The sequence below is a fragment of the Halogeometricum pallidum JCM 14848 genome (assembly GCF_000337095.1).
Classification (GTDB): Archaea; Halobacteriota; Halobacteria; order Halobacteriales; family Haloferacaceae; genus Halogeometricum; species Halogeometricum pallidum.
In genome coordinates, this window is sequence record NZ_AOIV01000003.1 from 88,973 (window position 1) to 110,856 (window position 21,884).

Sequence of the window (21,884 nt, forward strand, 5' to 3'; positions counted from 1 at the left end):
TTACAGCCGCGAGTCGGGATTCACCCGGGCAATCCACTTCCAGGGGTTCTCCAGTTCCTCCTCGGTCGGGAGGTTCTCCGGACGCTCCCACACCGCCGAGGCGGCGGCGACGCCACGTTCGTCGGCCACCGTCTCGAAGAACTGCGCGCCGCGTTCGTACTGGCGGCGCTTCATCCCGAGGCCGAGGAGGCGACGGGCGAGGCGAGCGACGGGACCGCCGCCCTTGCGCCGCGCGTCGAGTTTCTCGCGGAGGTCCTCGTACTCCTCGTCGAACGCCCGGTCCATCAGCAGTTCCGCGTAGCCCTCGACGGCCGTCATCGCGGTGTCGAGGTCCGAGAACGCCTCGCGGTCGAACTGCCCGTCCGCGAGGGCGTCGAGTCCGTCCTGCATCCGGGTTTCGAGGTGGTCGGATAGCCACGGGGCCGCGCCGAACTCGGCGGCGTGAGACACCTCGTGGAAGGCGATCCAGCGTCGAAAGCGGGGGAAGTCGACGTCGAGAGACTCGGCGGCGTCGACGATGTTCGGGTGGATGAAGTAGAGTCCGTGCTCCTCGTCGCCCTCCGCGAGGAGGAGGGGGTCGTACTGCCCGAGGACGTTCTTGCCGAGGAACGACAGCATGAACGCCATCGTTCCGGTGTTGACGACGCGGGTCACGCCGGGGAGGGTGACGCGGCCGCGCTCTTCGATGGGTCGCATCACGCGCTCGAACGTCCGGATGTTCGCGTCGATCCAGTGGTGACGACTCTGCACCTCGATACTGTCGGGGAGGTCGAACTCGACGTCACCCACGTCGCGGAGGCGGCGGCGGGCGTCTCGAACGTCCGTCGCGTACCCCTGACGGTCGGCCTCGGAGAGCGTGAGGTCGCCGGGGTCGGTCACGTTCTTCGCGGCGTCGGCGACGGCGATCCAGTCGATGGCGCCGGTGCCGGTGCCGTCGCCCGAAGCGGTCGCGACCGCGTGGACGCTACGGAGGATATCCATACACGGTGGTAGTGGTCGGGAGACAAAACCCTTGTTCCGTCCGCTCGCCGTACGCGTATCGGTCGGACCGCCGTCCCCCCATTTATGCGCGCTCGCGCCGAGAGACAGGCGTGCTCGCCATCGACCACGTCGCCTTCGGCGGCAGCGACTTAGACGACCTGCGCGCGGTCGCGGAGACCGTCGGACTCCCCACAGAGTACGGCGGCCCGCACGGAACCGGAACGACGCACATGGCCGTCGTCGGCCTCCCCGACGGCGCCTACCTCGAACTCGTCGCCCCGACGGAGGACACCGACCCCGCCGACGCCGGGTTCTGGCCCGCCCACCTCGCCGCGGACGCCGGACCCGCGGGGTGGTGTCTCGACGTGCCCGACGTGGCCGCGGCGGCGAAATCGGCCATCGACCGCGGCGTCCGCGTGGACGGCCCGCACGAGGCCTCGCGCGTCCGTCCGGACGGGACGCGCGTCGAGTGGGACATGTGCTTCGAGGGCCCCGACGGGGACGAACGCCTCCCGTTTCTCATCGCCGACCGAACGCCCCGGTCGTACCGGACGACGCCGGACTCCGGTCTCGTCGACTCCCCGCTAGTCGGTCTCGCCGCCGTCGTCCTCGCCGTCGACGACATCGGGACGTCGGCCGACCTGCTGACCCGACGCCACCGCCTGCCGACGCCCGTCGACGCCGCCGGCCCGTTCGACCGCCTGCGCGTCTGTCCGGGTTCTCCGGTCGCCCTCGCGGAGGCCGGCGACGGCGGTCCGCTCCGGGAGCGGATCGAGGCGGTCGGCGAGGGACCGTGCGCGTACCTCCTCGGCGTCGACGACTTCGCGGCGGCCCGCGAGCGCTTCTCGCTCGGCGACCCGTTCGCGTTCGGGCGCGACGGCGACCGGCGGGCGGCGTGGTTCGACCACGAGCGGTTCGGTGGTCGACTCGGCGTCGCGGAACGGGGGGACTGAGCGGTCGCTCGGCGGTCGAGAGAAAGGAAAACCGTCGTCGGTCGAAGCGTCGGAGTTAGACTTCGGCTTCGAAGTCTTCCAGTTCGTAGACCTGGTCGGTGCCGCGGCGGTCGAGCGTCTCGTTGGCGAGGAGCCAGTAGACGACCGACAGGGCGCGTCGACCCTTGTTGTTCGTCGGGACGACGAGGTCGACGTTCGAGGTCTGGTTGTTCGAGTCGCACATGGCGATGACGGGGATGCCGACCGTGATGGCCTCCTTGACCGCCTGCGCGTCGCCGATGGGGTCGGTGACGACGACCACGTCGGGTTCGATGTAGCCGGCGTAGTCGGGGTTCGTCAGCGTGCCCGGGATGAACCGTCCCGTGCGGGCGCGGGCGCCGACGGCGTCGGCGAACTTCTTCGCCGGGAATCGACCGTACTGGCGCGAACTCGTGACGAGAATCTGCTCGGGGTCGTAGTTCCCGAGGAAGTCCGCGGCGGTGCGGATGCGCGAGTCCGTCTGGCTCACGTCGAGGACGTACAGACCGTCGTCGCGGACGCGGTGGATGAACCGCTCCATGTCCTTCGTTTTCTGCTGGGTCCCGATGTGGACCCCGGCGGCGAGGTAGTCCTCGACCGGGATGAGGAGGTCGGCCTCCTCGTCCGGCATGACGTCCTCGTCGAAGGCCGGTCCGGCCTCCTCTTTTTCTTCGGTTGCTTCGGCCTCGGCCTCGTCCTCGGCCGGAGCCTCCTCGGTGTCGGCTCCGGCGTCGGCCGTCTCGGCCTCGGCGACTTCTTCTTCTGTCGTCTCGGCCTCCGTCGTCTCGGCGGCGTCGGCGTCGGCGTCTTCGGCCTCCGCGACGTCCTCGTCGACGACTTCGACCGCTTCGTTGTCGTTGTCTGTCATACTGCGTCGTCCGCGATGCGGATGAGTTCGTTCAGTTTGGCGGTTCGCTCGCCCTGCACCGCCCCCGTCTTGATGAAGGCGGCGTCGGTGGCGACGGCGAGGTGTGCGATAGTGGTGTCCTCCGTCTCTCCGGAACGGTGGGAGATGACCGCGTCGTAGTTGTTCCGGACGGCGAGTTCGACGGCGTCGAAGGCGTCCGAGAGGGTGCCGATCTGGTTCGGCTTGATGAGAATCGAGTTCGCGGCGCCCACGTCGATGCCGTCCTGCAGGCGTTCGACGTTCGTGACGAACAGGTCGTCACCGCAGACGAGCGTCTGGTCGCCCACGCGCTCGGTCAACTCCGCGAAGCCTTCGTAGTCGTTCTCGTCGAGGGGGTCCTCGACGTAGACGAGGTCGTACTCCGCAACCATCTCGGCGACGTAGTCGACCATCTCGTCGGTCGACTTCACCTCGTCGCCGAAAACGTAGCCGCCCTCGTCCTCGTCGTACAGTTCGGCCGCAGCGATGTCGAGGCCGAATCCGATCTCGAAGCCGAGGTCGTCTTCCACGTCGGAGACGGCCTCGTCGACCACCTCGAACGCTTCCGCGTCCGAGATGGGCGGCGCCCACGCGCCCTCGTCGCCCTTCGCGGCGGGGATATCGCGGTCGTCGAGTATCTCGGAGATGCGGTCGTGGACCGCGGCGTTGGCGAAGACGGCCTCCGAGACGCTCGGCGCGCCGACCGGCGCGGAGAGGAACTCCTGGATGTGGGTGGCCTCCTTCGCGTGTTCGCCGCCGCCGACGACGTTACCGAGCGGCGTCGGGAAGTTCTCACCACGGAACGCGCCACCGAGATGCTGGTACAGGGGCGCACCGAGCACGTCGGCGCCGGCTTTCGCGGCCGCCATCGAGATGGCGACGGCGCTGTTGGCGCCGACCTCCGAGAAGTTGTCCGTCCCGTCCGCCGCGCGAAGTGCTCCGTCGACCTCGCGCTGGTTCCCGGCGTACACCTCGTCGACGAGGCGCGGGATGGCGTGGCGTCGGGCGGCCGCGATGGCCTCCGACGGCGGGAGTTCGATAGCCTCGTACTCGCCGGTGCTCGCGCCGCTTGGCGCGGCCGCGCGACCGAAGCCGCCCGACTCGGTGAGTACGTCCGCCTCGACGGTCGGGTTGCCCCGGGAGTCGAGGACGCGTCGGAGTCGTACGTCTGTGATGAGTGTCATGTTCACTTACCCTCTCGTCTGACCGTGAACGGCAGCACGCCGGCGTCGTACTCCTCGGCCGCGATGAGGATGGGTTCGCTCTGGTCCGTGTCGAGCAGGACCGGCGCTCCGTACGACACCTGCAGCGCTCGCGCGCCGAGGATGCGTGCCTTCTCGTATCGGTTGTAACGCTGGTGCATTATTGGTACGGTGCCACCACGTCCACGAGGTCTTTGTGTGAGACCATCATGCGTCGACAGCAGTGACGCTCGACGCCGAGGTCATCGAGGACTTCGGCGGGGTCTTCGTCGCCCTCGCGGGCGCGGGCCTTAAACTCGTCCCAGTGTTCGCCGACGACGTTGCCGCACGTGAAACACCGGACGGGGATCATCATAGCTGAATCACCTCAGCGGTAGGACTTCTGGTAGCGCGCTCGGGCGCCCGGTCCGCCCCACTTTTTCGACTCGGACTGGCGGACGTCGTTCACCAGCAGCGAGCGGTCGAAGTCCATGTAGGCGTCGCGGAGTTCGGCGTCGTTGAGATGCTGCACCAGACCGCGCGCGATAGCCGTGCGCGTCGCGTCGGCCTGTCCGGCGAAGCCGCCGCCGGAGACCGTAACGTCGATGTCGACCTGCGACCGGAGCTCCTCGCCGGCGATGCGGAACGGCTCCAACATCTTCAGGCGGGCCATCTCCGGTTCGCTCAGTTCGACCGGTCGGGAGTTGATACGGACGCGGCCTTCCCCGTCGCTCACGGTGGCGCGGGCGATGGCCGTCTTCTTCTTTCCTGACGTGTTCGTTACCATGTGACGTTAGCACCCAGTTTCTCGGAGACCTCTCCGAGCGAGATGAACTTGATGTTCGAGAGGCGGTCCAGCGAAGTGCCGTCGACGACGTCGCCGTCCTCGTCGAACGGGTTGCCGACGTAGACGCGGACGTTCGAGAGCGCCTCACGGCCGTCGTCGTTCTTGTACGGGACCATCCCGCGGACGGCGCGCTTGAAGATGCGGTCCGGCCGCTTGGGGTAGTACGGACCCTGGTCGGAGCCGACTTCCACGCGCTTGCGGTAGCGTCCCATCACGTCGTCCTCGGACCCGGTGATGACCGTGTCCTCGGCGTTGACGATGGCGACCTTCTCGCCGGCGAGGGCCTTCTGGGCCACCTCGCTGGCGACGCGGCCCATGATGCAGTTCCGCGCGTCGACGACCACGTCGGCGTCGAACTCTGCGAGACTCATCGGATCACCCGCACGTCTGATCCCTCGGGGTTCTGTTCTGCGATCTGTTCGAGCGTCACCGTCGCACCGACCTGCTCGATCTTCTTGCGGGCCGACGACGAAAAGTCGACAGCCGCGACGGTGACGTTCTTCTCCAGCACACCGCTGCCCAGCACTTTGCCGGGGACGATGACCGTCTCGTCTTCCTTGGCGTACCGTTCGATACGACCGAGGTTGACCTCTGCGTGGGTGCGCCGGGGTTTCTCCAGACGGTCCGCGACGTCCTGCCACACGTTGGCTCCGGAGTCGCGCGAGGCCGCCTTTAGCTCGGCGATGAGACTGTTGAGTCTCGGGTTAGTCTTACTCATTGTCTATCTGTTGAGAGAAAACGGAGTGCAGGGAGCAGGATTCGAACCTGCGGACCCCTATGGGACGGCGCCCTGAACGCCGCGCCGTTGACCAGACTTGGCTATCCCTGCGCGCACTCCGACGTACTGCGTGCCCCTTCAAACCAGTTTCGGTCCGACGGTTCCCTGTGAGCCGTTGGCTCGACTCGGCGGCCGTCAGGGCGGCCGTTCGGGCGACTCGCACGCCGGACGCGTTCGCTCCTGCGCTCGCGGCGTGTCGTCGGGTAGTGTGAGGGGCAGTCATGGTTCTATATCGCGATTTTCTCTTCGAGTTCGGCCGCGCGGTCGGAGATGCTCTCCACGGCGCGGCGAACGAGTTCCTCGACGGTGAACGACCCGTCCGTCTCCACGTGGAAGACGAACGCGCCGGGGACGTCGTGGACTTCGACCTCCTTTCCGGGATACCGCTTCGCGAGGTCGTTGTCGAACGCCTCGGTGGGGACGAGGTCGCCGTTCTGCGCGCCCTCGTCGGCGGCGTGTTCGGCCGCCTGCTCTTCGATGACGCCGCGCAGGATGTTCGGTTCCTGCTCGTCGAACTCGTTGGCGTCGCCGACGACCTCCACGCGGTGGAGATGTCGGTAGCCGACGGCCACGCCGCCTTGGTGTTTGGCGTGTTCCTTCCCGCGCCCGAGGACGGCGTCGGCCTCCAGTTCGAGGCGTTGACCCTCCTTCAGTTCGATGATGGGCACGTTCTGGTCGGCCGGTTGGACGAGTCCGTCGGACGTCTCGATATCGCCCGAGTAGGCCGTCGCCGGTCCCTCGACGTCGAGTGCGAGAGTGACGACGTCACCCTCCTCGAAGTCGCCCAGGTCGGTCGTCAGCGGAACGAGGCCGAGACGCAGACCGATCATCTCGTCGAACATGACCGAGGAGTTCTCGACGAACCGGACGGTGTCGACGCTGAACGTCGGCACGTCCGCGATCATCGCCCGGCGGATGCCGTTTGCAACCGCCGGCGTCATCCCGCGAACGAGAAAGCGGGCTTTCCGGTCGTCGCGTTCGATGAACTCGACCTCGAAATCTTCTGCCATGGTTCTGGGTTAGAGTCGGCTGTTTTTCGGCGCGCGAGTCCCGTCGTGCGGGATGGGCGTGACGTCCTCGATACGGCCGATTTCGAGGCCGGCGCGAGCAAGCGCGCGGATGGTCGCCTGCGCGCCGGGTCCGGGGCTCTTGTTGAGGTTACCGCCGGGCCCGCGCACGCGAACGTGCAGGGCGTCGATGCCGGCCGCTTTGATCTCCTCTGCGACCGAACCGGCCATCTGCATGGCCGCGTACGGCGACGCCTCGTCGCGGTTCTGCTTCACCACGGCGCCACCGGACGACTTCGCGACCGTCTCGGCGCCGGTCTGGTCGGTGACGGTGATGAGGGTGTTGTTGAACGATGCGTACACGTGGGCGATGCCCCACGTCGTGCCGGTGTTTTCGGATTCGCTCATTGGTTACTCCTGTCCCTCGGCGCGTTCGGGGTGCAGTTCGTCCGAGAGGGGACTGCCCTCGTCGAACGCGACGAGGTCCTCCTCGGAGGCTTCGACCTTCTTCGAGGGGCGCGTGATGCGGCCCTCGCCGACGACGACGTGGCCGTGGATGATGAACTGCCGCGACTGCTTCGGCGTGTGACCGATGCCCTTCCGGTAGGCGACGGTCTGCAGGCGGCGTTCGAGGATGTCGGTCACGTCGAGACCGAGCACTTCGCTGATGTCGGCGTCCTGCGAGAGGATGCCGTAGCGGCGAAGTCGGTCGAGGAACTCCTCGCCGAGTTCCTCGGCGGCTTCCATGTCACCCTGCGCCTCGCCGATGAGGCGTCGGGCCTCGCGGCGGTAATCGCGCAGTTCTGACTGGGCGCGCCAGAGTTCCTCTTTGTTCTTCAGCCCGTAGCGCCCGAGGAGGTCGGCCTCCTGCGCGATACGTTCGCCTTGGAACGGGTGGTTCGGCGTCTCGTAGAACTTGGTGTTCTTGCCGGTCGCCATTACTCGTCACCCTCCGCCGCCTCTTCGGCGGCCTGTTCTTCCTTGATCGCTTCGACGTTCACGCCGATGGTCCCCTCGGTACGTCCCGTGGACTTCGTGCGCTGTCCGCGCACCTTCTGTCCGCGCTTGTGTCGGACGCCCTTGTAGGAGCTGATCATCTTCATGCGATTGATGTCGTGGCGGCGCTTCTCTTCGAGATCCGAGCCGGTCTTGTGGGTGGTCTCGCCGCTGTAGAAGTCGTCGCGGCGGTTGATCATCCACTCGGGGGCGTGGTCGGTAAAGTTCTCGACGACGTCGACAACCGAGTCGATTTCGTCTTCGTCGAGAAGCCCGAACGTTGCCGTTCGGTCCACACCCGCGGCGTCGGTAACGATGCGCGCCGTGCGCTTGCCGATACCTTTCATGTCGGAGAGACTCCGCTCTACCGACTTCGTGCCGTCCAGGTCGGTCTGACCGATTCGGACGAAGTATCGGAGGTTTTCCTCCTCCTCGGGAGCGTCGTCTTGTGGTTCTTCTGCACTCATGGCTGGAAAGTCGGGGCGAGCGTTGCGGCGGGGATTCGAACCCCGGAGGCGATATGCCACAGAGTTAGCAACCCTGCGCCTTGGGCCAGGCTTGGCTACCGCAACATATGCTCTGGTACTGTCGCCCTCTCGGACTCGGGACCCTTGCCCCTACAGCGTATTGCAGTCGCAACAAAACGTGGGCCCTACTTAAGCATCACGATAGGGCGCTCGAGTGAGAACGCGCCACACGCGCCAGAGCGTCCCTGAACCCCGCCGTTTCCCGGCGTTCGACAGACCACGGTTCGCGGTACCACGCGGCGGGCGTGCGCCGGGGCGGACGAACCGCCGAACGGCTATCCCCCGGAGGGACGAATACGACGTATGAGCGCGAACTCACCCGCGACCGGAGCGCCGAACCGACCCGTCACCGTGGAATCGGAGGCCGAACTCGACGAACTCGTCGCCGCGAACGACCTCGTCCTCGTCGACTTCTACACGAAGGGCTGCACGCTGTGTCAGAGCATCGAACCCGTCCTCGGAAACGTCGCCCGCGCGCACGAGGATTTGACGGTCGCCCTCTGCAACCCGCGCGACGACGTCGGCCTCGTGGACCGCTTCGACATCAGGAGCGTTCCCACCCTCGTCCTGTTCGAGGACGGCGAGCGCATCGGAACCCTCGCCGAGGGTTTCCAGGGCGGCGCGGCCATCGACGAGTTCATCGCCGGGACGCGGTCGCAGTCGGACGACGATAGTAGCGTCCGCAACTGAGTACTCATCCGACCGTACGGCATCGTGCGGTCGAGTGAGTGAAGACGTGCGGACGCTACTAGCTCTTTCTCCGGTTCTCGCCGCGGACGACCAACACCGGCACCCGACTCCGACGGACGACGCGCCGGGCGACGCTCCCGAGGGGGACGGCGTCGAGTCCGCGACGCCCCCGCCCGCCGACCACCACGAGGTCGACGCCGTCCTCGGCGGCGTCGAGGACGCGCGTCGCCGGGACGCCCGTCTCGACGACGGTGTCGACGGAGACGCCTCGCTCCGCCGCGTCGACGGCGACGGCCCTGACGGACTCGCGCGCCGCGGATTCGAGCGACGTTCGGAGCGCCGAGGGTCGGGCGAACCGCTCGTCGACGACCGAGAGCGCCGTCACTTCGGCGTCGTAGGCGGCCGCCAGCGACACCGCGGCGTCGGCCGCGCGGTCCGCGCTCCCGTCGCTGCCGACGGCGAGAAGGTGGCGGCGGTAGTCGGGCGTCGGGTCCGGACCCTCGACGGTCGGCACCGCGAGCACCGCGGCGTCGACGGCGTCCACGACGGCTTCGGCGACGCTCCCGAGGAGGAAGCGGTCGAGTCCGGTGCGGCCGTGCGTGCCGACGACGACGACGTCGACGCCCACCTCGGCGGCGTAGTCCGCGATGACGGACGCCGGTCGTCCCTCCTCGACGGCGGTGAGGGCGTGGACGCCCGCCGCCGTCGCCCGCCGCGCCGCGGTGGCGGTGGCCTCCTCGCCCTCCATCGCGGCGCGCGTTCGCTCCCGCCGGCGCATCTGCTCGGTCGAAAAGGAGTCGGCGTGCCTGTCGTCGACGACGGCGAGAACGTGGAGCGTCGCGTCGGTCCGCGCGGCGAGTGCGACGGCGTGCGCGGCGGCCGCCTCGGCGCCGGGACTCCCGTCGGTGGCGAGGAGGATGTGGGAGACGGAGAACGAGTCGGCAGCGACATCGGCACCGGCGCCCGAACCGGGCGCCGACCCGCCGTCGGGAGAGGGTGTCATGCGACTGATACGCCGCGCGGACGGATATACTGTCGGTCAGGGGAAAGAGGGGGACCTGACGACTCAGGCGCCGATGTACTTCTCGTTGACGACCCACTGGTCGTCGTCGTCCTGCACGAGGTACTCGCCGTAGTAGGGCACCCGGTTCTCGACCGTCTCACGGTAGGTCTCGCGAATCTCCTCGCGGGTCATCTCGCCCATCGTCCGCAGGTCGTCGTTGCGGTTGAGACAGCCCTTGAGGTAGCCCTCGTGGGTGACGCGGACCCGGTGGCAGTTCGCGCAGAACTCCTCGTTCTCGACGGGGTCGACTATCTCGACCATCCCGCCGCCGTCGCCGCCGTCCGCGTCGGGGTCGGTCCCTCCGACCCAGTAGCGCTTCCGGTCGTGCATCTCGCGGTGCTCGACGCGATGGGATATCTCCGCAAGCCAGTCGTGGACGCGTTGGATGTCGATGTTCCACTCGGGGTGGCCGGTCAACTCCGGCATGTACTCGATGAGTTGGAGTTGGAGGCCGGGGTTCTCAGCGACGTGGTCGACCATCTCGTCGACGTAACCGGCGGTGTGCTCGAAGACGACCATGTTGAGCTTTACCGGCGAGAGGCCGGCGTCGACGGCGGCCTGCACCCCCTCCATCACCTTGTCGTAGGCGCCGGACTGGGTTATCTCGGCGAACTCCTGGGGGTCCAACGCGTCCTGCGAGACGTTCACCCGCGAGAGACCCGCCTCCTTCAGGTCCTCGGCGCGCCCCGGGAGGAACGTCCCGTTCGTCGTCAGCGACGTCTCCATCGAGTCGGGGGCGCGTTCGAGAATCTCCTCTAAGTCCTGCCGGAGCATCGGTTCCCCGCCGGTGAATTTCACCTTCTCGACGCCGAACTCCTCGACCACTTCGAGAAAGCGGACCACGTCGTCGGCCGACATCTCGTCGTCGTCGGGGTCCATCGGGCCGCGCGTGTCGCCCAACCCCTCGTTGTGACAGTAGACGCAGTCGAAGTTACACCGGTCGGTGAGAGAGACGCGGACGCCGGTGACCTCGCGTCCGAAATCGTCCTCGAGCATGTCTCGAAACAGGGGGCGAACGGTGATAAATTCGCGGCCCGTCCGACCCGAATAGTAACGACGAACGGTTACGCGAACGGGCGGACGTGTCGTCGTCGAGTTACGGCGGTCGGCGCCCGCGGCGGCCCCCCTTCAAAACCCTTATTCGGCGCACGGACCCATTCTCGCGGCATGAACGACGAAGCGGTACGCGACCGGCTCCGGGCGGTCGAGGATCCGGACCTCGGCGACGACATCGTCTCGCTGGGCCTCGTCAACGCCGTCGAGGTCGACGAGGACGCGGGCGTCGTCCGAATCTCCATCGCCCTCGGCGCACCGTACTCGCCGCACGAGACGGACATCGGCGCGCGCGTCAGAGAGGTGTTCGCGGACACCGACTACGAGGTGGACCTCTCCGCGTCGATTCCGGGCGGTCTCTCGGCCGACGAGGACGTCCTCCCCGGCGTGAAGAACGTCATCGCCGTCGCCTCCGGGAAGGGGGGCGTCGGCAAGTCGACCGTCGCGGTGAACCTCGCGGCGGGCCTCTCGAAACTCGGCGCGCGCGTCGGCCTGTTCGACGCCGACGTGTACGGACCGAACGTCCCCCGCATGGTCGCCGCCGACGAGGCGCCGCAGGCGACGGGCGAACAGCAGATAATCCCGCCCGAGAAGTACGGACTGAAACTGATGTCGATGGCGTTTCTCGTCGGCGAGGAGGACCCCGTTATCTGGCGCGGCCCGATGGTCCACCAACTCCTGACCCAACTGGTCGAGGACGTCGAGTGGGGCGAACTCGACTACATGATTCTGGACCTGCCGCCGGGCACGGGAGACACCCAACTCACGGTCCTCCAGACGCTCCCACTCACGGGCGCGGTCATCGTGACGACGCCGCAGGACGTGGCCATCGACGACGCCCGGAAGGGCCTGCAGATGTTCGGCAAGCACGACACGAACGTGCTCGGCATCGTCGAGAACATGTCGTCGTTCCGGTGTCCCGACTGCGGGTCCTCCCACGACATCTTCGGGACGGGTGGCGGCGAGGCGTTCGCCGCCGAGAACGGGCTTCCCTTCCTCGGCGGGATTCCGCTTGACCCCGCCGTGCGGACGGGCGGCGACGGCGGCCGACCCGTCGTCTTAGAGGAGGACAGCGAGACGGCCGAGGCCTTCCGCCGACTGACCGAGAACGTCGCGGACATGGCGGGCGTCGTCCGGCGGCGAGAGGCCTCGGGGCGATGACCGAGGAGGGCGAGTCGCCGGAGCGAAACGGCGGGTCGGGGCGGGACGCCATGCCCGAGGGACTCCGCTCGGAGTCCGACGCGGGCGAGGGCGCGGACGGCGGCGCCGGCGACCGATTCGAGTCGGACGCCGACCGCCGGGAACTGCTCCGCGAGGTGGCCGAGGACGTGTACGGGGAGAGTTCGGAGAGCCGACAGCTCTCGGCCGTCCTCTACCGGGTGAGCGACCTGTACGACCCCGCCGAGGACACCTCCCCCGAGGAGATATACCTGAACGTGCGGCACATCATGGACATCAAGGAGCGAGGCGGCCTCCGAACCGAGTAACCGGGTTTTCACTTCCGCTCCCAGCGATACCATCGTTCTTCCCCGGTCCGGCCCCGAGCAACCGTGTGCCGCCGCGTCCCCGAACGTTCACTTTCACCGCGCGCTCACGCGGTCCGGCCGACCGGTCTGCGCCCACTGACCGCATCCCGGGGAGGGAACCGACGAGCCGAGAGCGACCACTTTTCACCGTCGCGGCCGAGGGGCGAACGTGGACGCCGAACAAGACACGTTCGAGAACCCGTTCAACATGGACCCCGACTGCACGAACTGCCCGGGCCTCTGCGACGTCCGCGAGAACGTCGCGCACGGGTACGGGGACGTGGGCGCGGAGTTCCTGTTCATCGGGGAACGCCCAAGCGAGGGCGCCGACCGGAACGGGATTCCGTTCACCGGCGAGTCGGACGAACGCCTCCAGCGCATCCTCGGCGACCTCGGCTTCTCGCGGTCGCCGGCGGACAGCGACCGACCGGACCTCCAGAACGCCTTTCTCACCTACCTCACGCGCTGTCGCCATCCCGACCGGCGACCGACCGACGAGGAGGTGCTCACCTGCGAACCATACCTCAACGCCGAGGTGCGCATGATAAACCCCGAGATACTCGTTCCCATCGGCCAGCGGACGCTGGAGGAGTTGGCCATCGACTACACGACGCGCGCGCCGGACAGTTTCGACGTCGAAGCCGAACACGCGACGACGATTCGCGGCCGCGGCTTCGAACTCGTTCCGATGCTGTCGCTCGACGAACAGACCGACGAGGACACCGACGAGTTCGTCGACCACGTCCTCGAATCGGTGTTCTCGCGCGACTACCGGCAGACGAAGGGCCGCCGCGGTCGCTGACTCGCTCGGGGCATTCAGGTCCGCCAGTACGGCGTCGCCGTCTTCTTCGCCCGCCGCGCGCCGGACAGAATCGCCCCGACGACGGCGACGAGGAGTGACGCGCCGACGAGGAGCGCCCACGCCTCCGCGGCGAACAACCAGTACAGGCCGGCGACGACGCCGAGGAGGACCACGAGGGCGGCTCCGAGATACGAGAACGCGCGCGTGAGTCCCGAGGCGGCCGGTCCATCGGTCGGTCCGTTGGTTCGTCCGTCCGGCGTTCGAGAGTCACCTCTCTGAGCGTCCGAGGGCATACCCTCCCTTCGGTCGGGGGGCACTTGAACCGAAACGGCGAGTTGAAGGGTCGCCCTCCCGGAGGTGGGGACATGACCGTCGTCGTTCTCCTGGTCGACCCACCGCGCCCCGGACTCGCCCTCTCGGAACTCGCCGCGACGAGTCCGCTGTCGGAGGCGGAGGCCGCCGACCTGCACGCCGCGATGCTGAAAGACACCATGGTCGCCGTCTCGCGGTCCGGCGGCGACCTGCTCGTGAACTACCCCGCCGAGGAGCACCTCCCCGAGGCCTCTAGGAAAGAAGAGGGAACGGCCGAGGCGGAACTGCGCGCCCTGGCCGTCGACGCCTTGGAGGACCCCGACGAAGCCCGTTTCGAGGTGCAGGTCGGGTCGTCGTTCGGAGCGCGCGCGGGAAACACGTTACAACACCTCCTCCGCGACGAGGACGTCGCCTCCGCGACCCTCCTCCGCGGCGACGCCCCGTTCTTCACCCGCGCGAAGATGGACTCGATGTCGATGAAACTCCGAACGACCGACGTCGTCCTCGGCCCGTCAACCGGGGGGCGGTGCTACGTCGCCGGCTTCTGCGAATCCGTCGACTTCGCGGACGCCTTCGAGACGCCGGAACTGCAGACGCTCACCGACCGGGCGACGGACACCGGACACGACGTGGCGTTCGCGGAGTTCCAACCGACCGTCCGGACCGGCGCCGACCTGCTGACGCTCGTTCCGACGATTCGGGCGCGTTGGCAGGCGAGCAAAATCGTGCCCGGCCACACGGCCGAGTTCGTCGTCGAGGAGGGCCTCCACGTCGTCGAGGGCGGGGGCGAACCGACGCTGGTCCGCGAGGATTGACCGACAAGCCTTAGAACGACCCCCGAGAATCACGGGTCGCTGGTGGGATGGCAGAGTGGACTATTGCGCCGGTCTTGAAAACCGGTGGCCTTCGGCCTCCTGGGTTCGAATCCCAGTCCCACCGCGTTCTGACGTACACGCCGTGAGTACCACGTAACGTTCGCACTCCCCGTGAGCATCGAATCGGATACGCCGCGGATTCGAATCAGGGAGTGAAGCGAACGAAACGAATGAGTTCGAACCCAGTCCCACTGCGTTCTGACGTTAACACTGTGAACACCGCGAGCACGGCGTCTCGGTGTTGACGACGGATCGGCGCCGGTCCGGACGCGTCGTCGCGCGCGGACGGCGGTGGCGTCACGGGCCGACTTCGGCCGCCGGCGACAAAGCCCTGCCGTCGGCGTCCCCGAGATGCGTAACGGCTATGGGTCGCCCTCCCAACACCGAATCATGGACTGGCCACACGACCCCGACGGCGAAGAAGGGAGTGAGGGGATGCGGAAGTACGGGCAGGCGATCATCGCGAAGAAAATAAACGAAGACGAGGACTTCCCTCTCTCGCGCGACGAGTTCGTCGAAGCGCACGGCGACGAACCGATCCGAATCGACTACCAGACGGTCGTCCCTCTGCGCGACATCTTCGAGAACGTCGAGCAAGAGGAGTTCGACGCGTTCGTTCCGTTCCACAAGGCGGTCGGACGGGCGATGCGCGAGTCGGGCTACTGGTTCTACGAGGGCGTCGACCAGTTCGTCAGCGGCAAGAAGAGCACCTGAACGGTCACCGTCGGTCCCGCCGCGTCTCCGGCGACGGACGCTCCCAGTCGCGCACCGCGTCGCCGTGAACCTCCGCCATCACCTTCTCCTCTAAGAGGTTCACCGCGACGCTGTTGGCGCCTTCGGGGATGATGAGGTCGGCGTGCTTTTTCGTCGGTTCGATGAACTGGTCGTGCATCGGCTTCACCGTCGAGAGATACTGGTCGATGACGCCCTCCAGGTCGCGCCCGCGGTCGATAACGTCGCGCTGGATGCGCCGGAGGATGCGCACGTCGGCGTCCGTCTCGACGTAGAGGCGCAGGTCGAGCATCTCGTTTACCTTCTCGTCGTACAGCGCGAGGATACCCTCGACGATGATGACGTCGGTCGGTTCGACCGTCGTCGGTTCGTTTTTTCGGTTGTGTATCTCGAAGTCGTACACCGGCATCTCGATGGGTCGCCCCTCCAACAGCGTCGAAAGCTGTTCCCGCAGGAGCTCCCACTCGAACGCCGAGGGGTGGTCGTAGTTGACCGCCTCGCGTTCGGAGAGGTCGAGGTGGCTCAGATCCTCGTAGTAGTTGTCGATAGGGATGCGCGTGACGGACTCGCCGACGTTCTCCGTAATGAGTCGCGCGACGGTGGTCTTGCCCGCGCCGGTCCCGCCAGCGATGCCGACGACGAACGACGGGATAGTCATCGATGGAGAACGCGCCCGATTCGGTTTGAGCGTGGCGGTTCGCCCCGGTGGTCGTTCCCGCCGCCGAAACCGCGTGTCAGTAACTATCACTAGCGTCTCACGGGGGTCAAACGCGCGAAATCGAGGTCTACTGACGGGTCGAAAGGTAGATTTATAAAGCGTAACTGCCTTTGCGTGTCATATGGCACGTGATATCGTACGGCGTGACTTTCTGAAAAGAGCGGGTGCGGCCGGGGCAGTCGGCGTGGTGGGGCTGTCGGGATGCATCGGGAGCCCGGACGACGGGGAAACCGAGACGCAGGGTGAGACCGAAACCGACGCCGGGTCGGGGACCGACGGAGGTACCGGAACCGACTCCGGCAACGGCGGCGGCAGCGGCGGCGGCAGTCCCGACGGACTGGTCGTCATCGGCTACCCCGAGAGCGGGATTCAGCTGTTCCGCGACTACTACAGCCAGTCCGAGGGGTCCGAGGCCATCCTCATCCCCGACGGTCTGCGCGACGGCGCGCTCCCGGCGCAGGTCGGCAACGACATGAACAATGTGACGGGGACGGCGCCGGCGGCCGGCGGGCCGAACCAGGATGCGTTCGTCTCGCTCTTCGAGGAGGAGTACGGCTCCGCACCCGGCGTGTTCACCTCCCAGTCGTTCGACTCGGCGGCCATCGGCATCTTGGCGAACGCCGCGGCGGGCGAGAACGGCGGCCCCGCAATCAAAGAGCAGATGCGGCGCATCGCCAACCCGGAGGGGATGGAGGTCGGTCCCGACAACTTCGTCGAGGGCGTCGAGGCCGCCGCCAACGGCGAGGACGTCAACTACCAGGGGGCCTCCTCCTCGACCAACTTCGACCAGAACGGCGACCCCGCTTCCGCGGCGTACGCCATCTGGGAGTTCGACGGCGTCGACTCGCAGTCGACCTCGACCCTCGAGACGCAGTCGTTCGAGGGGCAGAACCCGAACGGCGCCGGTCCCGCCGCGGACAGCGGACCCGGCGGCAGCGACCGCGAGATATCGCTCGGAATCCTCCTGCCGGAGACCGGCGACCTCGCTTCGACCGGTCAGCCGATGATTCAGGCCGCCCAGATTCCGGGCATGCTGGTCAACGACGCGAACCCGGCGGGCCTCTCGGTCAACCAGCAGATAGAGGACACCCAGACCTCGCCGAGCGCCGGCGTCTCGGCGGCGCAGTCGCTCGCCAGCGCGGGCGTCCCCTTCGTCTGCGGGACGGCCTCTTCGGGCGTCAACGTCCCGGTCTCTCAGCAGGTGTTCATCCCCAACGAGATGATCGGTTGCTCGCCGTCGTCGACGGCGCTGTCGGTGTCGAACCTGGAGGACAACGACTTCATCTTCCGGACGGCGCCGTCGGACCGCCTGCAGGGCCGCGTGATGGCGCAGGTGATGTCCGAACGGCTGAACGCCTCCACGGTGTCGACGCTGTACGTCAACAACGACTACGGCCAGCAACTTTCGGAGCGCTTCACCAGCGTCTTCGAGAACAGTTTCGACGGGGAGGTGCTCACGCAGGTGGCGTTCAACATCGGCGAGTCCTCGTACTCCTCGGTCATCGAGTCGGCGCTGTCCGGTTCGAGCAACTGAGTCGACGACCCCGAATCCGCTTTCTTTCGATGCCGCGTCCCGAGCGACGGCGTCGCGTCGGCACAGCGTCTCCGTCAGAAAGAGTCCCGAGTCTGAGTCCGAATCCGCGCCGGGCTACCCGCCGAGGAAGTCCCGGCGGACCTGCTCGTCCTCTAAGAGCGCCCGCCCGGAGTCGACGTAGCGGTTCTCGCCGTTGGCGAGGACGTAGCCGCGGTCGCAGCGTCTGAGCGCCTCCTTGGCGTTCTGTTCGACCATCAGCACCGCGGTGCCNCGGTTCTCGCCGTTGGCGAGGACGTAGCCGCGGTCGCAGCGTCTGAGCGCCTCCTTGGCGTTCTGTTCGACCATCAGCACCGCGGTGCCTGCGTCGTTTATCTCGTCTATCTTGTCGAACATCTCCTCGACCAGGTCGGGCGCGAGGCCGGCGGACGGTTCGTCCAACAAGAGTAGCGACGGGTCCAACATGAGCGCGCGGCCCATCGCGAGCATCTGCTGTTGCCCGCCGGACATCGTGCCGGCCTTCTGGTCGTCTCGCTCTTCGAGGATGGGGAAGCGCTCGAACACCATCTCCAGGGCGTCCTGCGGCACCTCGTCGAGGATGTACGCGCCCATCTCCAGGTTCTCGCGGACCGTGAGCGAGGCGAACACGTTGTCGTTCTGCGGCACGTAGCCGATGCCCTCGTGGATGATGTCCTCCGGTTGCAGACCGGTGACGTCCTGGCCCTCGAACGTCACCGTGCCGCCCATGAGGTTGGTGAGACCGAAGACGGACTTCATCAGCGTCGATTTCCCCGCGCCGTTCGGGCCGACGATGGTGACGTACTCGCCGTCGTGGACGTCCATGTCCACGTCGGTGAGTATCTGTAAGTCGCCGTAGCCCGCATCGAGGTTCCGGACGCGCAGCAGTTCGGCACCCTCGCCCTCGGGCGTCGACTCGGCGGTGGCGGCGCCGGCCTCGGCCGACGAGTCGGCGGCCGCGTCGGCATCGGCGGTGTCCGCGCCCGGGGCGTCCGCGGCGTCGGAACTCATACGTTCCCCCCGAGATATGCCTCGATGACCTCCTCGTTCGATTTGATGTCGGCCGGCGTTCCCTCGGTGAGGATGCGGCCCTGGTGCAGGACGATGACGTGTTCGCAGTTCTCCATGATGAGGTCCATGTCGTGTTCGACCAGGAGGAAGGTGTAACCCTGCTCCTTGAGGCCGTGGATGTGTTTGAGCAGGCGCTTCTCCAAAGAGGGGTTGACGCCCGCGAACGGTTCGTCCAAGAGCAGCATGTCGGGATCCGTCAGGAGCGCCCGAGCCATCTCCAGCAGTTTCCGCTGCCCGCCGGAGAGGTTGCCCGCGTACTCGTCGGCGATGTGGTCGATGTCGAAGAACTCCAGGACGTCCCAGACCCGTTCGAGGAGTTCTTCCTCTTGGGCGATGACGTCGTCGCGGACGCCGGGCGTCACCGACCGCCAGAGCTTCTCGCCTCGCTGTCCCTTCGGCGCGAGCATCATGTTCTCCAGGACGGTCATGTCCTCGAGTTCGCGCGCTATCTGGAACGTCCGGACGAGCCCCTTGTTCGCGATGGCGTGCGGCTCCATCCCGGTGATGTCCTCGTCGTTGAACGCCACCGTCCCCTCGTCGGGCGAGAGCATGCCCGTGATGAGGTTGAACGTCGTCGACTTGCCCGCGCCGTTCGGGCCGATGAGCCCCGTCAGCGTGCCGCCCTCGACGTGGAACGACGCCCCGTCGACGGCGGTGATGCCGCCGAAGGACTTCCGGAGCCCCTCGACTTCGAGCGGGCGTTCGGCGGTCACGGTCGGCCCGCCCCCGCCCAAGATGGGCGCATCGGCGGGGTTCTCGGCCGCGTTCGGGTCGGTCTCGGTCGCGTCGGCGTCGTTCCCTGTTTTACTCATCGCGTTCACCTCCTTCGCCGCCCTCAGCGTCCGTCGGCCGTCCGCCCTCGTCGCCCCCGGTGCTGCCGTCCGTCGCGGCGGTCCGCGTGCGCGGCGACGTGAGCGGGATGCCCGCGGCCGTCTCCTTGCGGTGGCCGAGCATCCCCTCGGGGCGGTTGTGCATCAGCCAGATGAGCACCAGCCCCATCAAAACGAGCTGTAACTGCCGGATGCTGTCGACCGTGTAGTAGAACAGCGGCGCCGGGTTGAGATTCGAGAGCAACGGCGCCACGGCGGGACCGAAACTCGACGGCGCGTTGAACGACGGGAGCGCGGCGTCGACGAGGTTCTTGAAGTACCGCGGTCCTTGGTACAGCACCGCCGCGAAGACGGCGCCGCCGAGCACGCTCCCCGTGTTCGACCCCGCGCCGCCGATGATGAGCGCTATCCAGACGAAGAAGGTGATGCGCGGGCGGAACGTGTTCGGCGTCACCGCCCCCTGCGTCATGAACCAGAGGATGCCCGCCAGCCCCATCAGCGCGCATCCGAGCATGAACGATTTGATCTTGAACTGGTTGGTGTCCTTCCCGAGGGAGTTCGCCACGTCCTCGTCCTCGCGGATGGCCTTGAGGACGCGACCGAACGGCGACTCGCCGGTGCGCTTCAAGAGCCAGTAGTACGCCGCGACGAACAGGAGCAAGACCAGCCCGTACACCAGTCCGTCGACGACCGGTTTGGGGTTGGTTGGGACGATGGCGCCGAACGCGTCGACGAAGCCGAGGTAGGCGTTCCACAGTCCGAACGTCTCGAAGAACGCCTGCAGGGGGTCGGTGAAGTCGAGGATGAGCCCCGATCCGCCGCCGAAGCCGACGCGCCTGCCGAACAGGGTGAACCGCTGGAACTCCCCGGAGAGGAAGCTGAAGCGAACTATCTCCGACATCGCGATGGTGACGATGGCGAGGTAGTCGGCCCGCAACCTGAGCGCCGGCAGAGCGACGACGAGTCCGAGCAGCGCCGCGGCGACCATGCCGGCGACGATGCCGACGACGATAGGGAGGCCGAGACCACCCACCTGCGCCGCGCCGCCGGACTGATAGAGCGGCTTCGACACCAGCGCCATCACGTAGATGCCGATGGCCATGAAGCCGACGATGCCGATGTTGAACAGGCCGGTGTAGCCCCAGTGCAGGTTCAGCGCCAGCGCCAGCATGGCGAAGGCGCCGATGTAGAACGTCAACACCGCGACGGTGTTGAGTTGGCCGCGCAGCGAGTAGCCGAGGCCGACCCCGGCGAGGACGTACGCGACGTACAGCACGACCAGCACGGCGACGATGAGACCGGCGTCGCCGCCGGGCATCCGATTCCCGAGGTCCTCGCGGACGCTCATGCGGTCGACCTCCCGCTGAACAGCCCGGACGGTTTCACGAGCAGGATGATGATCATCACGAAGAACGCCGCCGCGCGGGCGAACGCCGAGGGGATCCAGATCACCGACAGCGACGCCGTCAGTCCGATGACGAGGCCGCCCGCGATGGCGCCGTACACGGAGCCGATACCGCCGAGGATGACGGCCGCGAAGATGAGCAGCAAGAGGAGCCACCCGTCGTTGAAGCCGAGCGTCCCCTTCCAGAGCACGAACATGTAGCCGGCGACGCCGGTGAGGCCGCCGCCGATTATCCACACCGACCGGACGACGCGTTCGGTCGGGATGCCCGTGATGCGCGCGAGGTCCTCGTTGTCCGCCATCGCGCGCATCGCCTTCCCCAGTTTCGTCCGCTGGAGCAGGAGATGCACGCCGAGCATCAGGCCGCCGGCGACGACGACGAGCGTCAGGTCGTGCATGTTGATGCGGACCGCCCCGTCGACGAAGTACAGCGAGACGGCCGGCGGCTGCGCCGTCGTCCCCCGCACGTCCGACCCGAAGACGAACTGCATCATGTAGCGGAGCGCGAACGCCACGCCGATGCTCGTGATGAGGAGCGTGATGCCGTCCTCGTCGCGGATCGGTCGGAAGATGAACCGGTCGACCGCCAGCGAGAGGACGATGGTGAACACGCCGGCGACGAGGAGACCGGCGACGACGGCTACCGGCGTCCCCGTGATGCCGATGCCGAGTGCTCCGCCGAACACCGACCCGCCCGCGCCGACGAGCAGCAGCGACCCGACGTCGGCGCGTCCGAGTCCCGCCAGCAGGTAGGTCGTCCCCCACCCGGAGAACGCCCCCGCGGTGATGTAATCACCGTGCGCGAAGTTCGCGAAGTTCAGGATGCTATACGTCATCGAGAGTCCGATACCCGCTAACCCGATTACCAGCCCACGCATAAGGCCGTCCCAGACCAGTGACCCCACGTCACTGAATGCAGTCCGCCCGGAGGCGAGACCGGTGAGGAGGTCTCCGACGAGGAGAACCCCGACGACGGCTAGGAGAAGCGCTCCCGGTCGGTCGACTGCGAACCGGCGACCGCGTGAGTAGGTCTCAGCAATACCCATTGATAACTATCCTCACGGTATTTGCGGACGTGAAACGA

General features: G+C 67.2%; 28 protein-coding genes and 3 tRNA genes. 9 read left to right on the forward strand and 22 right to left on the reverse strand.

Annotated features, from left to right (window positions below; translation table 11 throughout):
* Complete coding sequence (locus tag C474_RS01045) at positions 1 to 981, reverse strand: zinc-dependent metalloprotease (RefSeq protein ID WP_008383097.1); 981 nt, start codon at positions 979 to 981, stop codon at positions 1 to 3.
* 110 nt (positions 982 to 1,091) lie between these two features.
* Between C474_RS01045 and C474_RS01050 the strand changes: the two genes are divergently transcribed.
* Positions 1,092 to 1,934, forward strand: coding sequence for a VOC family protein (locus C474_RS01050; protein ID WP_008383099.1), 843 nt, complete (start codon positions 1,092 to 1,094; stop codon positions 1,932 to 1,934).
* Between the two features lie 55 nt (positions 1,935 to 1,989).
* Here the strand turns inward: C474_RS01050 and rpsB are convergent, their stop codons facing one another.
* From rpsB to C474_RS01115, 13 genes are all read right to left on the reverse strand, one after another.
* On the reverse strand, positions 1,990 to 2,820 hold the full coding sequence (gene rpsB, locus C474_RS01055; RefSeq protein ID WP_008383102.1) for a 30S ribosomal protein S2: 831 nt from the start codon (positions 2,818 to 2,820) through the stop codon (positions 1,990 to 1,992).
* The gene (eno, locus tag C474_RS01060; protein ID WP_008383104.1) at positions 2,817 to 4,022 is read right to left on the reverse strand and encodes a phosphopyruvate hydratase; all 1,206 of its coding nucleotides are present in this window, start codon (positions 4,020 to 4,022) and stop codon (positions 2,817 to 2,819) included. Before eno ends, rpsB begins: the two co-directional genes overlap by 4 nt.
* A 2-nt stretch (positions 4,023 to 4,024) precedes the next feature.
* On the reverse strand, positions 4,025 to 4,204 hold the full coding sequence (locus C474_RS01065) for a DNA-directed RNA polymerase subunit K (protein ID WP_193363638.1): 180 nt from the start codon (positions 4,202 to 4,204) through the stop codon (positions 4,025 to 4,027).
* Entirely contained in the window at positions 4,201 to 4,395 is a 195-nt protein-coding gene (locus C474_RS01070) for a DNA-directed RNA polymerase subunit N (protein ID WP_008383107.1), read from the reverse strand. The genes C474_RS01065 and C474_RS01070 overlap by 4 nt, the downstream gene beginning before the upstream one ends.
* Positions 4,396 to 4,407: 12 nt before the next feature.
* Positions 4,408 to 4,806 carry a 30S ribosomal protein S9 gene (locus C474_RS01075; protein ID WP_008383109.1) on the reverse strand — a complete coding sequence of 133 codons (399 nt, stop codon included), beginning with the start codon at positions 4,804 to 4,806 and terminating at the stop codon, positions 4,408 to 4,410.
* The gene (locus C474_RS01080; protein ID WP_008383111.1) at positions 4,800 to 5,237 is read right to left on the reverse strand and encodes a 50S ribosomal protein L13; all 438 of its coding nucleotides are present in this window, start codon (positions 5,235 to 5,237) and stop codon (positions 4,800 to 4,802) included. The genes C474_RS01075 and C474_RS01080 overlap by 7 nt, the downstream gene beginning before the upstream one ends.
* Positions 5,234 to 5,584 (reverse strand): 50S ribosomal protein L18e, encoded by a 351-nt coding sequence (locus C474_RS01085; RefSeq protein WP_008383113.1) that lies wholly within the window; start codon positions 5,582 to 5,584, stop codon positions 5,234 to 5,236. The genes C474_RS01080 and C474_RS01085 overlap by 4 nt, the downstream gene beginning before the upstream one ends.
* Positions 5,585 to 5,610: 26 nt before the next feature.
* Positions 5,611 to 5,695, reverse strand: a tRNA-Leu gene (locus C474_RS01090).
* A gap of 176 nt (positions 5,696 to 5,871) precedes the next feature.
* Positions 5,872 to 6,654 carry a DNA-directed RNA polymerase subunit D gene (locus tag C474_RS01095; RefSeq protein WP_008383115.1) on the reverse strand — a complete coding sequence of 261 codons (783 nt, stop codon included), beginning with the start codon at positions 6,652 to 6,654 and terminating at the stop codon, positions 5,872 to 5,874.
* Between the two features lie 9 nt (positions 6,655 to 6,663).
* The gene (locus C474_RS01100; RefSeq protein WP_008383117.1) at positions 6,664 to 7,059 is read right to left on the reverse strand and encodes a 30S ribosomal protein S11; all 396 of its coding nucleotides are present in this window, start codon (positions 7,057 to 7,059) and stop codon (positions 6,664 to 6,666) included.
* Between the two features lie 3 nt (positions 7,060 to 7,062).
* Positions 7,063 to 7,590: a 30S ribosomal protein S4 gene (locus C474_RS01105; protein ID WP_008383119.1), complete on the reverse strand. Its 528-nt coding sequence runs from the start codon at positions 7,588 to 7,590 to the stop codon at positions 7,063 to 7,065.
* Positions 7,590 to 8,114, reverse strand: coding sequence for a 30S ribosomal protein S13 (locus C474_RS01110; protein ID WP_008383120.1), 525 nt, complete (start codon positions 8,112 to 8,114; stop codon positions 7,590 to 7,592). The genes C474_RS01105 and C474_RS01110 overlap by 1 nt, the downstream gene beginning before the upstream one ends.
* Before the next feature lie 20 nt (positions 8,115 to 8,134).
* A tRNA-Ser gene (locus C474_RS01115) sits at positions 8,135 to 8,219 on the reverse strand.
* Between the two features lie 258 nt (positions 8,220 to 8,477).
* On the opposite strand from C474_RS01115, the gene C474_RS01120 reads away from it, so the two are divergent.
* On the forward strand, positions 8,478 to 8,864 hold the full coding sequence (locus C474_RS01120) for a thioredoxin family protein (protein ID WP_008383122.1): 387 nt from the start codon (positions 8,478 to 8,480) through the stop codon (positions 8,862 to 8,864).
* A 58-nt stretch (positions 8,865 to 8,922) separates the two neighbouring features.
* Here C474_RS01120 and C474_RS01125 read toward each other — a convergent pair whose 3' ends face one another.
* Positions 8,923 to 9,867, reverse strand: coding sequence for a universal stress protein (locus C474_RS01125; RefSeq protein ID WP_008383124.1), 945 nt, complete (start codon positions 9,865 to 9,867; stop codon positions 8,923 to 8,925).
* 63 nt (positions 9,868 to 9,930) lie between these two features.
* On the reverse strand, positions 9,931 to 10,923 hold the full coding sequence (moaA, locus tag C474_RS01130; protein WP_008383126.1) for a GTP 3',8-cyclase MoaA: 993 nt from the start codon (positions 10,921 to 10,923) through the stop codon (positions 9,931 to 9,933).
* 171 nt (positions 10,924 to 11,094) lie between these two features.
* On the opposite strand from moaA, the gene C474_RS01135 reads away from it, so the two are divergent.
* The 3 genes from C474_RS01135 to C474_RS01145 all read left to right on the forward strand — a co-directional run bounded on the left by C474_RS01135 (position 11,095) and on the right by C474_RS01145 (position 13,308).
* Entirely contained in the window at positions 11,095 to 12,141 is a 1,047-nt protein-coding gene (locus tag C474_RS01135; protein ID WP_008383129.1) for an Mrp/NBP35 family ATP-binding protein, read from the forward strand.
* Positions 12,138 to 12,467 (forward strand): hypothetical protein, encoded by a 330-nt coding sequence (locus C474_RS01140; RefSeq protein WP_008383130.1) that lies wholly within the window; start codon positions 12,138 to 12,140, stop codon positions 12,465 to 12,467. Before C474_RS01135 ends, C474_RS01140 begins: the two co-directional genes overlap by 4 nt.
* A 208-nt stretch (positions 12,468 to 12,675) precedes the next feature.
* The gene (locus C474_RS01145; protein WP_008383132.1) at positions 12,676 to 13,308 is read left to right on the forward strand and encodes a uracil-DNA glycosylase; all 633 of its coding nucleotides are present in this window, start codon (positions 12,676 to 12,678) and stop codon (positions 13,306 to 13,308) included.
* Between the two features lie 14 nt (positions 13,309 to 13,322).
* Here the strand turns inward: C474_RS01145 and C474_RS01150 are convergent, their stop codons facing one another.
* Positions 13,323 to 13,601 carry a hypothetical protein gene (locus C474_RS01150; protein ID WP_008383135.1) on the reverse strand — a complete coding sequence of 93 codons (279 nt, stop codon included), beginning with the start codon at positions 13,599 to 13,601 and terminating at the stop codon, positions 13,323 to 13,325.
* 72 nt (positions 13,602 to 13,673) lie between these two features.
* Between C474_RS01150 and C474_RS01155 the strand changes: the two genes are divergently transcribed.
* The 3 genes from C474_RS01155 (at position 13,674) to C474_RS01165 (ending at position 15,209) form a co-directional block, all read left to right on the forward strand.
* A complete protein-coding gene (locus tag C474_RS01155; protein ID WP_008383136.1) occupies positions 13,674 to 14,435 on the forward strand; it encodes a DUF2064 domain-containing protein in 762 nt (253 codons plus the stop codon).
* 41 nt (positions 14,436 to 14,476) lie between these two features.
* Positions 14,477 to 14,559 (forward strand) — tRNA-Ser (locus tag C474_RS01160).
* 326 nt (positions 14,560 to 14,885) lie between these two features.
* Positions 14,886 to 15,209, forward strand: a complete 324-nt coding sequence (locus tag C474_RS01165) for a DUF5785 family protein (RefSeq protein ID WP_008383138.1) — start codon at positions 14,886 to 14,888, stop codon at positions 15,207 to 15,209.
* Between the two features lie 4 nt (positions 15,210 to 15,213).
* Here C474_RS01165 and udk read toward each other — a convergent pair whose 3' ends face one another.
* Positions 15,214 to 15,885 carry a uridine kinase gene (gene udk / locus C474_RS01170; RefSeq protein WP_008383140.1) on the reverse strand — a complete coding sequence of 224 codons (672 nt, stop codon included), beginning with the start codon at positions 15,883 to 15,885 and terminating at the stop codon, positions 15,214 to 15,216.
* Between the two features lie 181 nt (positions 15,886 to 16,066).
* Between udk and C474_RS01175 the strand changes: the two genes are divergently transcribed.
* The gene (locus tag C474_RS01175) at positions 16,067 to 17,479 is read left to right on the forward strand and encodes an ABC transporter substrate-binding protein (RefSeq protein WP_049916620.1); all 1,413 of its coding nucleotides are present in this window, start codon (positions 16,067 to 16,069) and stop codon (positions 17,477 to 17,479) included.
* A gap of 114 nt (positions 17,480 to 17,593) precedes the next feature.
* On the opposite strand, the gene C474_RS01180 is transcribed toward C474_RS01175, so the two are convergent.
* The 4 genes from C474_RS01180 to C474_RS01195 are packed head-to-tail and all read right to left on the reverse strand — an operon-like array spanning position 17,594 to position 21,846.
* Positions 17,594 to 18,505, reverse strand: coding sequence for an ABC transporter ATP-binding protein (locus tag C474_RS01180; RefSeq protein WP_008383144.1), 912 nt, complete (start codon positions 18,503 to 18,505; stop codon positions 17,594 to 17,596).
* Positions 18,502 to 19,377 carry an ABC transporter ATP-binding protein gene (locus C474_RS01185; protein ID WP_008383145.1) on the reverse strand — a complete coding sequence of 292 codons (876 nt, stop codon included), beginning with the start codon at positions 19,375 to 19,377 and terminating at the stop codon, positions 18,502 to 18,504. Before C474_RS01185 ends, C474_RS01180 begins: the two co-directional genes overlap by 4 nt.
* Positions 19,370 to 20,743: a branched-chain amino acid ABC transporter permease gene (locus C474_RS01190; RefSeq protein ID WP_008383147.1), complete on the reverse strand. Its 1,374-nt coding sequence runs from the start codon at positions 20,741 to 20,743 to the stop codon at positions 19,370 to 19,372. The genes C474_RS01185 and C474_RS01190 overlap by 8 nt, the downstream gene beginning before the upstream one ends.
* On the reverse strand, positions 20,740 to 21,846 hold the full coding sequence (locus C474_RS01195) for a branched-chain amino acid ABC transporter permease (RefSeq protein ID WP_049916621.1): 1,107 nt from the start codon (positions 21,844 to 21,846) through the stop codon (positions 20,740 to 20,742). Before C474_RS01195 ends, C474_RS01190 begins: the two co-directional genes overlap by 4 nt.
* Positions 21,847 to 21,884: the final 38 nt, after the last annotated feature.

What these genes read in the sequence shown, in the direction of transcription:
- C474_RS01110 (WP_008383120.1), bottom strand. Translation starts at nt 8,114, where the DNA reads ATGAGTGCAGAAGAACCACAAGACGACGCTCCCGAGGAGGAGGAAAAC.
- C474_RS01085 (WP_008383113.1), bottom strand. Translation starts at nt 5,584, where the DNA reads ATGAGTAAGACTAACCCGAGACTCAACAGTCTCATCGCCGAGCTAAAG.
- moaA (WP_008383126.1), bottom strand. Translation starts at nt 10,923, where the DNA reads ATGCTCGAGGACGATTTCGGACGCGAGGTCACCGGCGTCCGCGTCTCT.
- C474_RS01080 (WP_008383111.1), bottom strand. Translation starts at nt 5,237, where the DNA reads ATGAGTCTCGCAGAGTTCGACGCCGACGTGGTCGTCGACGCGCGGAAC.
- C474_RS01135 (WP_008383129.1), top strand. Translation starts at nt 11,095, where the DNA reads ATGAACGACGAAGCGGTACGCGACCGGCTCCGGGCGGTCGAGGATCCG.
- eno (WP_008383104.1), bottom strand. Translation starts at nt 4,022, where the DNA reads ATGACACTCATCACAGACGTACGACTCCGACGCGTCCTCGACTCCCGG.
- C474_RS01120 (WP_008383122.1), top strand. Translation starts at nt 8,478, where the DNA reads ATGAGCGCGAACTCACCCGCGACCGGAGCGCCGAACCGACCCGTCACC.
- C474_RS01150 (WP_008383135.1), bottom strand. Translation starts at nt 13,601, where the DNA reads ATGCCCTCGGACGCTCAGAGAGGTGACTCTCGAACGCCGGACGGACGA.
- C474_RS01190 (WP_008383147.1), bottom strand. Translation starts at nt 20,743, where the DNA reads ATGAGCGTCCGCGAGGACCTCGGGAATCGGATGCCCGGCGGCGACGCC.
- C474_RS01195 (WP_049916621.1), bottom strand. Translation starts at nt 21,846, where the DNA reads ATGGGTATTGCTGAGACCTACTCACGCGGTCGCCGGTTCGCAGTCGAC.
- rpsB (WP_008383102.1), bottom strand. Translation starts at nt 2,820, where the DNA reads ATGACAGACAACGACAACGAAGCGGTCGAAGTCGTCGACGAGGACGTC.
- C474_RS01140 (WP_008383130.1), top strand. Translation starts at nt 12,138, where the DNA reads ATGACCGAGGAGGGCGAGTCGCCGGAGCGAAACGGCGGGTCGGGGCGG.
- C474_RS01105 (WP_008383119.1), bottom strand. Translation starts at nt 7,590, where the DNA reads ATGGCGACCGGCAAGAACACCAAGTTCTACGAGACGCCGAACCACCCG.
- C474_RS01175 (WP_049916620.1), top strand. Translation starts at nt 16,067, where the DNA reads ATGGCACGTGATATCGTACGGCGTGACTTTCTGAAAAGAGCGGGTGCG.
- C474_RS01095 (WP_008383115.1), bottom strand. Translation starts at nt 6,654, where the DNA reads ATGGCAGAAGATTTCGAGGTCGAGTTCATCGAACGCGACGACCGGAAA.
- C474_RS01165 (WP_008383138.1), top strand. Translation starts at nt 14,886, where the DNA reads ATGGACTGGCCACACGACCCCGACGGCGAAGAAGGGAGTGAGGGGATG.
- udk (WP_008383140.1), bottom strand. Translation starts at nt 15,885, where the DNA reads ATGACTATCCCGTCGTTCGTCGTCGGCATCGCTGGCGGGACCGGCGCG.
- C474_RS01070 (WP_008383107.1), bottom strand. Translation starts at nt 4,395, where the DNA reads ATGATGATCCCCGTCCGGTGTTTCACGTGCGGCAACGTCGTCGGCGAA.
- C474_RS01075 (WP_008383109.1), bottom strand. Translation starts at nt 4,806, where the DNA reads ATGGTAACGAACACGTCAGGAAAGAAGAAGACGGCCATCGCCCGCGCC.
- C474_RS01125 (WP_008383124.1), bottom strand. Translation starts at nt 9,867, where the DNA reads ATGACACCCTCTCCCGACGGCGGGTCGGCGCCCGGTTCGGGCGCCGGT.
- C474_RS01185 (WP_008383145.1), bottom strand. Translation starts at nt 19,377, where the DNA reads ATGAGTAAAACAGGGAACGACGCCGACGCGACCGAGACCGACCCGAAC.
- C474_RS01045 (WP_008383097.1), bottom strand. Translation starts at nt 981, where the DNA reads ATGGATATCCTCCGTAGCGTCCACGCGGTCGCGACCGCTTCGGGCGAC.
- C474_RS01155 (WP_008383136.1), top strand. Translation starts at nt 13,674, where the DNA reads ATGACCGTCGTCGTTCTCCTGGTCGACCCACCGCGCCCCGGACTCGCC.
- C474_RS01100 (WP_008383117.1), bottom strand. Translation starts at nt 7,059, where the DNA reads ATGAGCGAATCCGAAAACACCGGCACGACGTGGGGCATCGCCCACGTG.